The sequence below is a fragment of the Shewanella sp. VK101 genome, from assembly GCF_056497865.1.
This window is the reverse complement of the sequence record NZ_CM151402.1, coordinates 1,840,307-1,854,657: the sequence shown is the minus strand read 5'-3', so window position 1 is coordinate 1,854,657 and position 14,351 is coordinate 1,840,307. Positions and strand designations below refer to the sequence as shown.

The following is a 14,351-nucleotide window of genomic DNA, read 5'->3' as shown; positions in this document are numbered from 1 at the left end:
AGTTTGTCGTTAAAGGTGCTTAACCCGACGTTTGACCTCTTCCTGCTTGCCATGGTTGAAGGGTCTGGCATCCGGGCTGCCGAGATAACCGCAAACCCTGCGGGTCACAGACACCCGACTGGGCTCATGGTTGCCACACTTGGGGCAGGTAAAGCCCTTGCTGGTACAGATAAACTCACCGGTAAAGCCACAGTCGTAACACTCATCTATTGGTGTGTTGGTTCCATAGTAAGGCACCCGGCTGTAGCTGTAGTCCCAGACATTCTCAAGCGCTTCCAGGTTGTGCTGCATATTCGGGTATTCGCCGTAGCAGATGAAACCACCATTGGCGAGCTCGGGATACGGCTGTTCGAAGTCGAGTTTGTCGTAAGGATTCACCTTCTTCTCCACATCCAGGTGGAAGCTGTTGGTGTAATAGCCCTTGTCGGTAACACCATCAACCAGGCCAAAGCTCTTGGCATCCAGCTTGGCAAAACGGCTGCACAGGCTCTCGCTCGGTGTACTGTAGAGGCTGAAACCATAACCGGTTTCCTCTTTCCAGCGCACTGTAGCCGCCTTGAGGTGAGCCACTATGGCAACTGCTTTCTGCCTCAATGTTTCATCGTCAAACACATGGGTGTCTGTACCATAGAGAGCATTGATTGTCTCATGCAGGCCTATATAGCCCAGAGAGATGGAAGCTCGGCCGTTTTTGAAGATTTCGGCAATGTTATCATCACCGCGCAGGCGCACTCCGCAAGCCCCTTCCATATAGAGAATGGGCGCCACTCTGGCCTTGACGTTGGCCAGACGTTCGATGCGGGTATCCAGCGCCTTGCGGGCCATCTCCAGCCTTTGATCCAAAATGCGATAAAACTCGGCTTCATCACCCTTGGCTTCCAGCGCCACCCTCGGCAAGTTCAGGCTGACTACGCCTAAGTTGTTGCGACCTTCATGCAGCAGCTCGCCGTTTTCCTCATAGGTGCCAAGGAAACTGCGACAACCCATAGGAGTCTTGAATGAGCCAGTAACCTTGACCACCTGCTCATAGTTGAGAATATCCGGATACATGCGGATGCTGGCACACTCGAGCGCCAACTGCTTGATGTCGTAGTTGCAGTCGCCGGCCTTATGGTTGATACCATCACGAATGGCAAACACCAACTTGGGGAAAACCGCTGTCTTGCGGTTCTTGCCAAGGCCTTCCATGCGGATCCGCAAAATAGACTCTTGGATCAGCCTCGACTCCCAGCTGGTACCCAAACCGAAACCGAAGGTAACAAAAGGCGTCTGACCATTGGCGGTATGCAGGGTATTGACCTCATATTCCAGCGACTGGAAGGCGTCGTGACACTCTTTCTTGGTCTGCTCTGTGGCAAACGCCTTGGCATCGGTAATCCCCCACTTGAGCGCCGTTTGATAATGCTTGTCGTAGCTCTTGGCCACAAAAGGGGCCAACACTTCATCTATGCGGTTGATTGTGGTGCCGCCATAAATATGGCTGGCGACCTGGGCGATGATCTGCGCGGTAACTGCGGTCGCAGTCGAGATGGATTTTGGTGTCTCAATCTCGGCATTGCCCATCTTAAACCCTTGGGTCAACATGCCACCGAGATCGATCAGCATACAGTTGAACATAGGGAAGAAAGGCGAATAGTCGAGATCGTGATAGTGGATCTCACCGGCCTCATGGGCGGCAACCACATCCTTGGGCAGGATATGATGTTTGGCATAATGTTTGGCGACAATACCGGCCAGGAGATCCCTCTGGGTGGGGATCACCTTGGAGTCTTTATTGGCATTTTCGTTGAGCAGGGTCGCGTTGCTCTGCTCGACCAGGCCGCGGATCTCCAGATTCAGCCGGCTGCTGGATTCACGGCAGATATCTCTGTCGTGACGATATTCAATGTAGCTACGGGCCACTTGTTTGTACGGCCCTTCCATCAACAGGTTTTCGACCCTGTCCTGCAACTCCTGGATATTGACCTCAGCCTTGTCGGTTACCGCCTGGGTGACCAGCGCTGCGACTGTGGCCGCATAGTCCACATCTTCTATACCGCAGTGGCTAGAGGCTGCCAGCACCGCATCCCTTATCCTTGTTTCGTCGAACTGAGTACGGCACCCGTCCCGCTTAATCACTACCGGCATTTCTCTAATCTCCATGTTGTTTATTTAACACCATATATAGTGGTGTTTTATTAACCAAGCACAATATGTAGAGAATTAAGCGACAAATCGCTCTTCAATACCATGATCTGGATCATGGTATTGAAGAGGATGAACAACACTATGGGATTAGTGCCGACGAGCACAACTTGTGGAGATTTTTCCCTTGACCGAGACCCAAACGGCCGCTAGTCAGTACCTCTTTGCCAAGGCCAGATAACTATTGATTTGCCCACTGCCCTGCTGCTGGCTGCCTATGGCTGCTGCGGTGCGCATCAGAGCGCTGACACCACTGAGCCGGGATAACAGTTGAGGATCTTGCAGTGCGGAATCGGCCTTGCCCGCTAGCTTGTTGCTGTTGTTCTCTGCGCTCTCGGCAGTTTGGTTTTCTCCCTTGAGCACGGCGTCCAACTGAGCTGCTACCTTGTTGGCCGCCAAAGAGCTCGATGGGGTATACATCATCCCCATATTGCCCATCAGGCTGTCCGCCCCCTTGAGTGCGTTGAGCAAAGGGCTTTGACTGGCCTGTTGTCTGAGCATACCAATCTGGCCTTGAATAAACTCCTTGAGGCTGGCGTTATCTTTGGTATCAACTCCCATCAGGCCGCTGCCCTGCAATCTGGCCATCTGGCTTTCAGACAACAGCCCTTCGTCGCCTAGGCGCGCCAGAAGCTTGGGTAAATCGGCACTGCTGAACTGACCTGAGCCGAAAAACTCCTTGGCCAACTCCTGCACCCGCGCGGCTCTTTTACCATCGTTGGAAAGGGATATGCTGTCCTGCCCTATGTTTGCCGAGGCAGAGCCCTGGCTCTTGCTGTCATTGACCGTTTCAGTGTCGACAACCGAGAGGCCGCTGCCGCTGGTAAGACGATTGTTGACGCCATAGGCATCGACCCCGGACAATCTGGGATCCACAGAGGAATGGATAGGCTGCATGTCAGTTTTCCGTCATATCGACGCCCAAGCGGTTGTTTTTAAGACAAGATTGTCATAAAAATTGTCAAAAAATCGCCCTTGAAGCGCCTTGATGCTGATGATGTGCTGACTATGCAGGAAGTGTGCCCATACCAAGCACTAACAAAAAAGCGCCTGTTTCAGAGACGCCCCAACGCCGCATCAATCAGATGCGAGGCCTGCTGCACCGCCTTCTCACCGGCGGCAATGGCTTCACTGGCACGGTGAAACTCCATAGTGCCTATGTCAGACACCTTTGGCACGATACAGATATCCGGTGGATCCCCCATCAAGCGCGCGCGCTTGTGGCGCTGCTCCAGAATATCCATCGACTGTGACATCACAGCCAACATGCCGGGTTCAGCCTTATTGCCGAGGGAGAACTTGTCGGTCAGGCCGGAAATATAATCCTTGCCCTTGGCCAACAGATCCATAAAACCGTTCTCGGAGGAATGCTCCACCACTTTGTTCTGTAATGAGTGCTCTTCACTATTGAGTGCCACCGGCAGTACCTGCAACTGTTCGCGCCTGTGACCATGCAGATCGACACCTATCACCAAACTGGCCCCCATGGCTCTGGCCACAGACACGGGAATGGGATTCACCACTGCGCCATCCACCAACCAACGATGGCCCTGACGCACCGGCGACATGATCCCCGGCATGGAGCAGGAAGCCCTGACGGCCTGGCGCAAGTCGCCCTGACGGAACCAGATCTCCTGCCCTGAGTAGAGGTCGGTCGACACCGCTGTAAAGGGATATTTGAGCTCCTCAATCAAGAGATCGCCGATGCGGTCCTGAATGGCATTGAACACCTTGTCACCACTGATGAGCCCGCCCCGGCCCCAACTGATATCCATCAATCCCAACACGTCCCAACTGGAAAAACTACGCACCCAGTCTTCCAGTTCTTCGAGGCGTTCATTGGCATAGGCAGCACCGACCAGGGCACCTATGGATGAACCTGCCACCTTGGCCGGATGCACCCCCATGGCTGCCAGACCTTTGAGCACTCCTATGTGGGCCCATCCTTTGGCGGCGCCACTTCCGAGGGCGATACCGATACAAGGGTTATGACTCTGCGCCATCCTTTCTCCTTAAAAAACTCCAAGCTATGCCATTCAGCCAAAGCAGCATACACCCGAAGCCTGAGCGGCTCCAGATTTTATCCGGCAGGCTTTCAGCCATGAGCTTGCGACCTTTTTAAGCAAAAGTCGCCGCTGTTTCGACACTCCTTTGACTAAATACATGCCCAGCGCCACAAAAGCCGTTATAATATGCGGTCGTTTTTATTGAGGAGTTTACCTTTGCATTTTTCCGATTTTTCGCTGGATCAGCGTCTGCTGCAAACCCTTAAGCATATGGGTATCGACGAGCCTACCGAAATTCAGCGTGAAGCGATTCCCGTAGCACTGGCCGGGAAAGACCTGATGGCCTCATCCAAGACGGGCTCGGGAAAGACCTTGGCCTTTTTGCTGCCGGCAATGCAAAGGGTGATCTCCACCAAGGCGCTCAGCAAGCGCGATCCCAGGGTACTGATACTCCTGCCGACCCGTGAGCTGGCCAACCAGGTCTACGCCCAGCTGCGTCTGTTGGTTGCCAATACCCAATATAGGGCCATTAGTGTGCTTGGCGGGGAAAACTTCAACGATCAGGCCAAGGCGCTGGCGCGGGATCCACACTTTATCGTCGCCACCCCGGGACGGATTGCTGACCACCTGTCACAACGCCATCTGTATCTGGAAGGGCTGGAACTGCTTATTCTTGACGAAGCCGACCGCATGCTGGATCTCGGCTTTGCCCCGCAACTCAAGGCAATCAACGACGCTGCCAACCATAGACGGCGTCAAACACTGATGTTCTCGGCCACTCTGGAACATGAAGAGGTCAATGATATCGCCGCCACCTTGCTCAATGATCCACTGCACGTAGCCATTGGCGCTGCCAATGCCGAGCATCAGGACATACACCAGCGTATTTTCCTCTGTGACCATCTGGATCATAAAGAGGCGCTGCTGACTGAGCTGCTAAAGCGCGAGCAACAGCGCCAGGTGATCATCTTCACCGCCACCCGCCAGGATACCGACAGATTAGCCGAGAAGCTCAAGCAAGAAGGCTACAGCGCCGTGGCGCTCAGTGGTGAACTGCGCCAAAGCGCCCGCAACCAGATAATGGATCAGTTCAGCCGTGGCCAGCAGCAAATTCTGGTGACAACCGACGTAGCTTCCCGCGGTCTGGATCTGGTGAATGTGTCCTTGGTAGTCAATTTCGACATGCCCAAATTCGCCGAAGAATATGTCCACCGTATCGGCCGTACCGGCCGCGCCGGTGCCAAGGGCGACGCCCTGTCTCTGGTAGGTCCCAAGGACTGGTTCAACTTCAAGAAGCTGCAGAGCTTTCTCGGTCGCCGCTTCGAGCTTAGTACCCTTGAGGGGCTAGAACCCAAATTCAGTGGCCTGGCCGATCCCAAGCGCCAGAGCAGCAAACCCAAGAACGCCAAGGCCAGCAAGCCCAAGGGACGCAGCAAGACAGCAGCTAAACCGGGCAAGGCCAAGTCCGGCAGAGACAAGCGCTTTATTACCGGGGTGGATGTGGGCGATGCCCCTATGAGGCGTAAACCCGCTCCAGTAGATAACGGCGATGAAAGCGGCTCCGAGTCATAAGATTAACATTAGCCGCCGGTGCGGCATGATGAACCAAAAGGAATACCATGAAAGTTTGTGCTGTTGAATTAAAAGGCGGCGAAGCCGTCATCTGTTTGCTGAGCGCCCAGGGTGACGTATTCAACGTCCCCGATTGCCGCCGTCACTCATTTACCTTGAGCAATCCTGCCAGCCAGGAAGCGATTAGGGAGTTCCAATTCGCCTTCAATAAGCTGATGGAAGACTATCAGGTCGAACATGTAGTGATTATCGAGCGCGAATACAAGGGTAAGCTGGCCGGCAGCTCCGCCAGTTTCAAGTTCGAGGCAGCCATTCAACTGGGTAAGTTGCCGGTAACAATGCTGACACCTCAAAGCATTAAAGAGCAGCTGAAACGCAATCCACCGCAAGTGGACTTCAGCGGCCTGGAGCTGAAAAAGTTCCAGCAAAACGCCTTTGACGCCGCGTACGCCTTCCAGCAGATGCGGATCTACAAAAAGGTCTGAGCCCTTGAGCGGTTTTGATTATCTGGCCCACTACAGCGACGAGATAAAGCAGCAGGTTCAGCAGCTCAGCCAAGCGGGCAAGCTGGGAGAATACCTGCGAAAACGCCATCCTGAGTTGCACCAGATCCGCAGTGATAAAGCGCTTTGGGACTATACCCAGGCGCTGAAGCAAACTTATCTGCGTCAATCAAACCCGCTTGCCAAAGTGTGTTTCGACGACAAGATCAGCCTCAGCCATCAGGCGCTGGGGCTGCATACCTACGCCGCCCGTAAGCAAGGGCACAAACTCAAGACCAAGAACGAAATCCGTATCTCCTCCCGCCTGAAACGGGCACCCGAAGCCTTTTTGCGAATGTTGGTGGTGCATGAGTTGGCGCACTTGAGGGAGAAAGAGCACAACAAGGCCTTCTACAAACTGTGCACCTATATGGAGCCTGACTACCATCAGTTGGAGTTTGAGCTCAGGATCTACCTCAGCTTGCTGGACGCCAACCAAGACCCCTACCCAATGTAAGTGTTAGAGCTGCATTCAAAAAGCCACTTGGTTATAAAAGTGCGGCTCCAGGGCTTCCTGTAATATATCCAGTTACTATCCAGCCGTTATTCGAAGCGGTTCCCGCCAAGGCCTACCCTCAAAAGACCCAAGCGTTATAAACTCAACCGCATATTGACTGATAATGGTTTTCATTTAAAATCAGTTTTAGTTTTTGGTATCTGCTTTTCAAACAGCCTTTCCAAAAGTTATCGTCAGTGCCCTTCTGGCTGCTTCTTTTGACCGGCCTTGGCACAGATGAAGATACCGGCAAGATGTGGAGTGGTTTATGCCCAAGATAAGCAAGCATGTTTCCAAGATATGCCATAAACAGGCCAATAAAGCGCTGAAAAAGACGCTGCCCGCACTTGGCAAATCCAGCCGCAAACGCCTTGGCAAAGACTTGATTAGCGCATTAGAGCAGCAACTGCCCACAGAACTCTCCCGGCAAAAGAAACTCAAGAAGCCACAAAAGAAACTGCTCAAGGCGGAACTAAAAAACCGTGCCGGCAGTTGGATTGCCGCCAATCAACCTTCTCTTGGGCAGCTTCACAGCCTAAAACCCCAGACCGGCAGCATGAGCTTTGCGCTGCGGCCCTTTAAGAAATCCCCCTGTGGCGGCTGCCCGGCACTCAAGGGCAAACTGTGCCGCTGCGCCCTTAAGTATCAGCAGCGGCTACAGCAGGCAGGCTAACGCCCGCCTTCAGCCTCAAGAACAGTCCGGCCTGCAGGGTTCACTGTCAGTCGTCGCTGATCAGATCGTCAAAACGTTTGTAGCCATGCAGGGAATCAAAGTCTTTCTCCTCCTTGGCCGCCTCACTGAGTGAGGCACTGAAACCCACAGCCAATTCCAGATCGGAAATCGCCTGCTCTTCCGAGCCCATGCGGGTAAAGGCGCAGGCCCGCTGATAAAGTGCATTGGCGTTCTTGGGATCCACTTCCAACACCCGGTTACAGATGCTCAAGGCCCAGTGATACTCGCCCATTTCCATGGCAGCATCTGCCTTGTAGGTTAAAGCCTCGAGATCGCCCGGACGTATTTTGAGGATATCGTTGTAGATCTCGATTCGCTGCTCCGGCGTCTGCGAATGTTGAGCGCGGATCCACAGGTTGTGTATCTCGTTGATCCGTTCAATTTCCTTGTTGTTTTCAGTAATGATCCGGCTCTTGCGTTTCAGCTCACGTTCCATTTCCTGAAACTTTTTCTCATATTGGGCGGCAATCGCCTCCAGCTTCTCGTTGGCCATCTCCTGGGTTTTGTCGCGAATATCCTTGAGTGACTGCCAACCTACCAGAGCAATCAGTGACACCGCGGCAGCGATAAGATAGAAGAAGTAGGTCACAGTCACATTGGCATAGTTCATCGACTTGTCGGCCACCGCCAACTCTCGGTCGGTAATATCGACCGTGACCCGTTTTTCCAGCGACTGCATGTCTTGCCGTATCGACTTGAGCTCATCGAGCACATAGCGCTCCATCAAGGGCTTGTCGTAAATACTCTGCTCAGAATAGGGTTTTGGGGGCTCTTCGGCCGCCGTAACCGGCAACGCCAGGCTCATTAACACTAATACCAGTGCATGCCATAACTTCATTTTTCCTCCTGTTGCACTCAGGTTTTCTCCACACCCTAACAAATGGGCCTGGATGGGTAAAATTTGCTTATAAAAAAAGCCAGCGCCGTTGAGCGCTGGCTACTGCAAAACCAATAAGCGGATTTAACCGAGATCCATCATCATCTTGCGGGTACTGACCAATTGGCTGAACTCACGCATCTGCTCTTTGGAGAGTTGGCTGGCCATGGGGATATCCGCCTTCATTGGGTTGACCGGCCGACCATTAACATGAAATTCATAATGCAGATGCGGCCCGGTCGAGCGCCCGGTATTACCGGAAAGCGCAATAACCTGGCCACGGCTGACTCTCTGCCCCTTGTGCACCAAAGGTTTGGACAAGTGCAGATACCGGGTACGGTATTTATTGCCGTGCTCTATCACTATATATTTACCGGCGAATCTGTGATTGGTTACCAGTGTCACCACACCGTCGCCCGGCGCCACGACCTTGGTGCCTATCGGCACGGCAAAGTCGGTGCCGTTATGGGGTGAAACCCGCCCTGTGACCGGGTGACGGCGATTGGGGTTGAATGATGAGCTGATACGGTAACGTTTCTCCAGCGGGATCCGCTGAAATGCCCGCGCCAGGCTCTGACCTTTCTCATCATAGAAGTTGCCATCTGTGCTCTGAAACGCGGTGATTTCATTGCGGCCGTTTTGGATCCGTAATCCCAGCACCTGACTGACACCGGTCGATTCCCCTTCTATGTACTGATCATTCATCAGCACTGAAAAATGGTCACCGGCACGCAGATCCCGGGCAAAATTGAGCTTTTCCTTCAGCAGGCTCTCAATTTTTTGAATTTCGGCGGCGCTCAGGCCGATCCGCTGCGCCGAACGATAGAAAGACCCCTGGATCTCACCGCTGACAATCCGGTTTTGCCAGAAACCTTCGATGTTGATCTCTTCCACCCCATAGCCGCCATCGTCGAAGCGCTTGAACAGCACCTGATGTGCGGCGTTGAAGTAGAGTTCCAGCTGGGTAAGATTGCCCTGCTCATCGAGCCAGAAACGGATCCTGTTACCCGGTTGCAGGGTATCGAGTGCCAAGATATCCAAATCGGCTTCCAACACCTTGTACATGGTTTGCTGGCCGACACCTGCCTTTTGGAACAATACGCTGAGGGTGTCACCACTTTGGATAACACGTTCAAAATCCGGGCCGGCGACTTCAACAACCGAAGGCTCAGTGCCGACTTGAGGCAGCAGAGCTTCAATATCCAGATGCAAGGGAATACGTTGTGGGGTGACTTCGTGAGCTCCGGGCCAAAGCAGTGCCGCACCCACCAACAAACCTGAGCTGAGCAGCAGCTTCTTGTGAAAAGCGGGTAAGGCCTGCAAACGCATAGGGATCATACTCAACCAGGATATTCTATCTGTCTGCAACTGTTGCCTCACCGAGTTCAAACTGAAAAACCAATAGCTAGATCCCCTGTTTTCAAGGGGCCAGCTGCAAACTTATATCAAAAAAAGTCCCTGAGACAAGTATTATTCGCCAAAACCCCATGATTACTGGGTGAATTTCGGAATTGACCGACAAAATTGCCCCATTTGCATCAAACTGTAACCAGGCGAATGCTGCTGCCCAGTGCATGCTTGTTGATATCAATACGACAGCTTATCTGCTCTTTCATCTCGGATACATGGGAGATAACCCCGATCATGCGGCCACTGGATTGCAGATCCATCAGGGTGCGAACCGCCAGCTCCAGTGAGTCCTGATCCAGGCTGCCAAAGCCTTCATCGATAAACAGGGTATCGAGCTTGATACCGCCGGCGTAGGCCTGCACCACATCAGAGAGCCCCAGCGCCAGCGACAAGGCCGCCATAAAGCTCTCACCACCGCTGAGTGTGGCCACCGGACGCACCTTGGAGCTGTAAGCATCCTCCACCTCAAGCTCCAGACCGGAGGCCTTATTGCCCTTGGCCCTGTCCTCTTTACGCAGCAAGCGGTAGCGGCCTTTACTCATCAGCGCCAAACGGCGACTAGCCTCGAGCAGCACATCATCGAGCAAGACACTGAGCACAAAGCGCTGCAGACTCACCTTGCTATGACTGTTGCCATTGGCCACATCACTCAGAGTGCCGATAAGGGCGTATTCCTGCTCCAGCGCCTGAGCGGCTAACGCTTCTTTATTGAGCTGGGCTTCTGTACCTTTAAGGCTCTGCATTCGGTTGTTGAGCGTTTGCCAGGCATCCTCCGCCTCGGCGAGTTGCTGCTGCTGTTGCTGCCAGAGGCTTTCAAGCTGCCCAAGCTCAGGCAGGCTTTGTCCGGCGAGCCGCTCATCCATGGCTTTGAGCAGCGCCTGCTGCTCAGAGCGCTGAGTGCGCCAGGCCTCTATCTTCTCAGCCAATGCCTGCATCTGCGTTTCATCCAGCTGCGCCTGTTCCAACGCCTGACGGCCGGCAAATCCAGATTGTTTCAGGGCATCATCAAGCGTTTGTTGTGCTTTGATGGCAAACTGCTCGGCCCGGGCGTTGTCTTCACGGCTCGATGCCAATGCCTGCATCAGTGCCTTATGCTGGCTGACGGCCTCGGTATACTGTTGATTGATATCTTGTTGCTGCTGTTTGAGCTGTTGCCACTCACTCTGCTTTTGCTCAAGTTGCCGCGCCATCAGTTCAAGCGCCGCCTCGGCTGCCAAAGAATGATATTCATTGGGCAAAGCAGCAAGCGCCGTGTCTTTACGGGCACCTGCTAGACTCAACTGCTCTCTTAGCTGCTGCAACTGCTGTAATTGAGTCTCTCTGTGTTTGAGTCGCTGCTCCACTTGCTGCTCGGCCTGCTGCAATTGTTGCCTGCAGTTATTGAGGCGGGTTTGAGCCGCTTCGGCCTGTTGCAATTCATTGAGCAGCTGCCTGCGACGGGACACAAGCCTGTCTGTTTCCATAGTGAGATCGGCTTTGGCATAAGAGTCGGCATCCATTGCCGCATCAGGCGTAGCCTCTGTCGTAGCATCAGTCTTAACACCAACCACAACATCCGCTGCAGCACAGGCGTGTAGCTCAGCGCTCAAGCGCTGCAGTTCGAGCTGCAACTCCTCGGTTTGCCGCTTGATATTGCGATAATCGCTGCGGGCCGCCTCATGCCTTGCCGTGGCTTGCTGCTCGGCGTCTCTCGCTCGGTTGAGCTCGGTTTCACCCGGAATATCCTGCGCCATCTCGGCCGGTGCCGGATGTTCCAAGCCGCCGCATACGGGGCAAGGTTGCCCAGGCTGCAGCTTAGCCGCCAGAATAGCCGCCTGCCCTGTATGCCAGGCCAGTTGCAACCTTTGATGTTCCGTTTCGGCGCTCTGTCTTTCGGCCTTGCATTGATGACCATGGGCCTCGGCCTGCTGCAGACTGACTTGGGCTTGCTGCCATTTTTGCTTAATGTGCCCGAGCTGCTCCGTCTTCTCCAGGCGAGTGTTCAACGCCGCCAGTGCCTGATGCAACGGCCCTTGGCGCTCGGCGCTTGAGAACAGTTCGTTTGCCTCTGATTTAAGCTTTTGTTGTTGCTGCTGCCATTGTTCCAGCTCAGTGCGGCTCTGCTGCTCTGCCCGCTCAAGACGCCCAAACTCCACTAGGCCAAGCTCATGCTCCTCGGTCAGTTGCTTGAGCTCGTTAATAGCCGGCTGCAGCTTGTCGAGTTGTTCAAGCTCCCGTCGCAGCTTATTGCCGTGCTCATCCAACTCGGCGAGTGTAGCTTTATCATCTGTAGCCTGTTTCAGACGCTGCTCAGCGCTCTGCAACTGCTTGGCATAGTCAGCTTCCTTGGCTTTAGCCTGCTGCCACTCCTGCTGGCGAAACTGCAACTCTTTGAGGCTTGGCAGCAACTTTTCAGCCTTGCGGGCTTTCTCCAATGTCTGCTGGTGCAGCTCGATTTCAGTGCGCCGCTGCTCAAGCGCATCAAGCTGGGTTTGCAGCAGCTTGCGGCGCTCAAACTCGGCGGTTAACGCCTTGGCGTTATCGAGCGTCTTGGCTCTCTGGGCCAAGGCTTCGCTGGCTTTTTGTTTGTTACCTGTCGCTTCGGTCAAAGAGGGGGTTAAAGCAGCAATTTCTGCGGTCAACTGCTCGAGACTCTCGACACCGGCAGTTTCCAAAATCCCGGCGCGGCGTGATTGCAAGTCTCTGGCCTTTGCCTTGATTTCCAGCGCCTGCTGTTTGAGGCGCTCTTCAATGCGGCGGTAGATATGGGTTTGAAACAGCTGGCTGAAGATCTTTTCCCGCTCTTTGGAGTCCGCCAGCAAAAGCTCGCGGAACTTGCCCTGAGGCAGCACCATCACTTGGCGAAACTGATCCACATCCAGGCCGGTCAACTCTTCGATACAGGCGTTGGCATCCGTGACCTTACTGGCCACCAGCAACTCTTCGGTGCCATCGGGCAACAGCCGCTTGAGTTCCGCCTCGCTCTTTTGCAGGGTAAAACCATCGCCGCGGCTTTTAGCTCTTTGCTGCTCGGGACAGCGGCGAATGCTGTAGCGTTTTTGCCCCAATTGTTTTTGCCCCAATTCAAAACTGAAATACACTTCGGTGAGCAGGCCGTCATCGGCATTATCGCAGCGCATCTGGCTGCCTTCCCGCTCGTTACCTGTGGTTTTGCCGTACAGGGCAAAACAGATGGCATCCAGAATCGTGGTCTTGCCCGCCCCTGTGGGGCCATTGATCAGAAACAGCGGCTTGTCGCCCAGCTCGGTAAAGTCGATGCGCTGACAATCGGCGAAGGGGCCGAAGGCGCGCATTTCCAAAATCAGCGGTCTCATTGTTCCTGCTCCCTGTGCAACTCTTCAATCAAACGGCTCATGGTCTGCTGCTGCGCCTCTGTCATGGCCTCACCCTGTACCTGACTGAAAAAATCGCTGAACATGTCGAGCTCGCCTTTTTTAATTCTGTCGCGGCCAATCTCCTGCCCCTGCTGCCGGGACATCAGGCCCGTGCGCTCCAGATGCAGCACATTGGGATAGACGCCGCGCAGCTTGCCCATGGGATCCAGCAGCGCCTGGGTATCGAGCAGACGCACCATCAGGTAGTCCTCTCGCCCCGGATCTTTTTCGCCCTGTTGCAGCAGTTCATCGAGCAGGCCTTCAATCACCCTCACATCCCGCCTGGGTTTTAGCGCTAGCTGGGTGATTTTTGGGGGATTACCTGCACTCAGCTCCACCAGGGTCACGGATTTTTTCTGTTTGTGTTCACTGAAGGAATATTTCAGCGGCGAGCCCGAATAGCGCACGTGCTCGGCGCCCTTGTATTGCGGGCCATGAAGATGCCCGAGCGCCGCATAGTCAAAGCCGCAAAAGAGTGCAGGGTCGATTTTATCGGCGCCGCCGATACTCAAGGGCCGCTCGGATTCAGACTCACTGCCGCCATCGAGGAAACAGTGGGCCACCACGACCTTGGGCAGGCCTTGGCTGTCGTGCGCCTGAACCTGATCCAGCAAGCAGGCCATCGCCTGCTGGTGACTGCTGGCATCCACCTCCAGCACATGCCTTACCTGCGCCGGCTCGGCATAGGGAATGGGATAGAAACAGGCATCGCCGTCACGGCCTTTGAGGATAAGCGGCTTAACTTGCGCTTGCAGCGGGCCGTTAATATAAAGGCCACTGGCGGCCATCTGCCGCGCCGCAAATCCAAGCCGCTCCTGACCGTCGTGATTGCCGGCTATCATGAGCACAGGAATTTGATGCTCATTGAGCAGAGTATTGAGGAATTTATCCAGCAGGGCAACCGCGCTGGCAGGCGGGATCGAGCGGTCGTATATGTCACCGGCGACCACCAAGGCATCAACCTGATGCTCAGCGGCAAGCGCCACTATCTGCTCAAGCATATGAGCTTGCTCATCCAGCAGCGACTCGTTGTGCAGTTGCCGACCGATATGCCAGTCCGAGGTATGGATAAATTTCATTGGGCGCTAAGATTGCAGGCGGATACGTGAGCCTTATGGTATGCAAAATCAATGCAATAGTATATGCGCCCGCCGAGG

Annotated in this window: 11 protein-coding genes; 4 read left to right on the top strand and 7 right to left on the bottom strand. The window is 54.3% G+C overall.

Translation table 11 applies throughout. The features are described 5' to 3' along the window. Positions 1-9 precede the first annotated feature (9 nt). The 3 genes from nrdD to rssA form a co-directional block, all read right to left on the bottom strand. On the bottom strand, positions 10-2,127 hold the full coding sequence (gene nrdD, locus ACSHSR_RS08365) for an anaerobic ribonucleoside-triphosphate reductase (protein WP_044734729.1): 2,118 nt from the start codon (positions 2,125-2,127) through the stop codon (positions 10-12). Between the two features lie 210 nt (positions 2,128-2,337). After that, positions 2,338-3,081, bottom strand: a complete 744-nt coding sequence (locus ACSHSR_RS08360) for a hypothetical protein (RefSeq protein WP_208145170.1) — start codon at positions 3,079-3,081, stop codon at positions 2,338-2,340. Positions 3,082-3,239: 158 nt separating this feature from the next. After that, entirely contained in the window at positions 3,240-4,187 is a 948-nt protein-coding gene (gene rssA / locus ACSHSR_RS08355; RefSeq protein WP_062793377.1) for a patatin-like phospholipase RssA, read from the bottom strand. A 219-nt stretch (positions 4,188-4,406) separates the two neighbouring features. Between rssA and ACSHSR_RS08350 the strand changes: the two genes are divergently transcribed. The 4 genes from ACSHSR_RS08350 to ACSHSR_RS08335 all read left to right on the top strand — a co-directional run bounded on the left by ACSHSR_RS08350 (position 4,407) and on the right by ACSHSR_RS08335 (position 7,473). Next, positions 4,407-5,762: a DEAD/DEAH box helicase gene (locus ACSHSR_RS08350; protein WP_045282684.1), complete on the top strand. Its 1,356-nt coding sequence runs from the start codon at positions 4,407-4,409 to the stop codon at positions 5,760-5,762. A 47-nt stretch (positions 5,763-5,809) separates the two neighbouring features. Next, positions 5,810-6,247, top strand: a complete 438-nt coding sequence (locus ACSHSR_RS08345; protein WP_025011148.1) for a DUF3010 family protein — start codon at positions 5,810-5,812, stop codon at positions 6,245-6,247. Positions 6,248-6,251: 4 nt separating this feature from the next. Continuing rightward, complete coding sequence (locus ACSHSR_RS08340; protein ID WP_028780777.1) at positions 6,252-6,761, top strand: M48 metallopeptidase family protein; 510 nt, start codon at positions 6,252-6,254, stop codon at positions 6,759-6,761. Between the two features lie 307 nt (positions 6,762-7,068). Further along, positions 7,069-7,473, top strand: a complete 405-nt coding sequence (locus ACSHSR_RS08335) for a hypothetical protein (protein WP_044734734.1) — start codon at positions 7,069-7,071, stop codon at positions 7,471-7,473. A gap of 46 nt (positions 7,474-7,519) precedes the next feature. Here the strand turns inward: ACSHSR_RS08335 and ACSHSR_RS08330 are convergent, their stop codons facing one another. From ACSHSR_RS08330 to ACSHSR_RS08315, 4 genes are all read right to left on the bottom strand, one after another. Next, the gene (locus ACSHSR_RS08330; RefSeq protein WP_025011150.1) at positions 7,520-8,371 is read right to left on the bottom strand and encodes a TPR end-of-group domain-containing protein; all 852 of its coding nucleotides are present in this window, start codon (positions 8,369-8,371) and stop codon (positions 7,520-7,522) included. Positions 8,372-8,494: 123 nt separating this feature from the next. After that, positions 8,495-9,778 carry a peptidoglycan DD-metalloendopeptidase family protein gene (locus tag ACSHSR_RS08325; protein WP_479631407.1) on the bottom strand — a complete coding sequence of 428 codons (1,284 nt, stop codon included), beginning with the start codon at positions 9,776-9,778 and terminating at the stop codon, positions 8,495-8,497. A gap of 170 nt (positions 9,779-9,948) precedes the next feature. Then, a complete protein-coding gene (locus ACSHSR_RS08320; protein WP_479631406.1) occupies positions 9,949-13,134 on the bottom strand; it encodes an AAA family ATPase in 3,186 nt (1,061 codons plus the stop codon). Further along, positions 13,131-14,273, bottom strand: a complete 1,143-nt coding sequence (locus ACSHSR_RS08315; RefSeq protein ID WP_221059955.1) for an exonuclease SbcCD subunit D — start codon at positions 14,271-14,273, stop codon at positions 13,131-13,133. Before ACSHSR_RS08315 ends, ACSHSR_RS08320 begins: the two co-directional genes overlap by 4 nt. Positions 14,274-14,351: the final 78 nt, after the last annotated feature.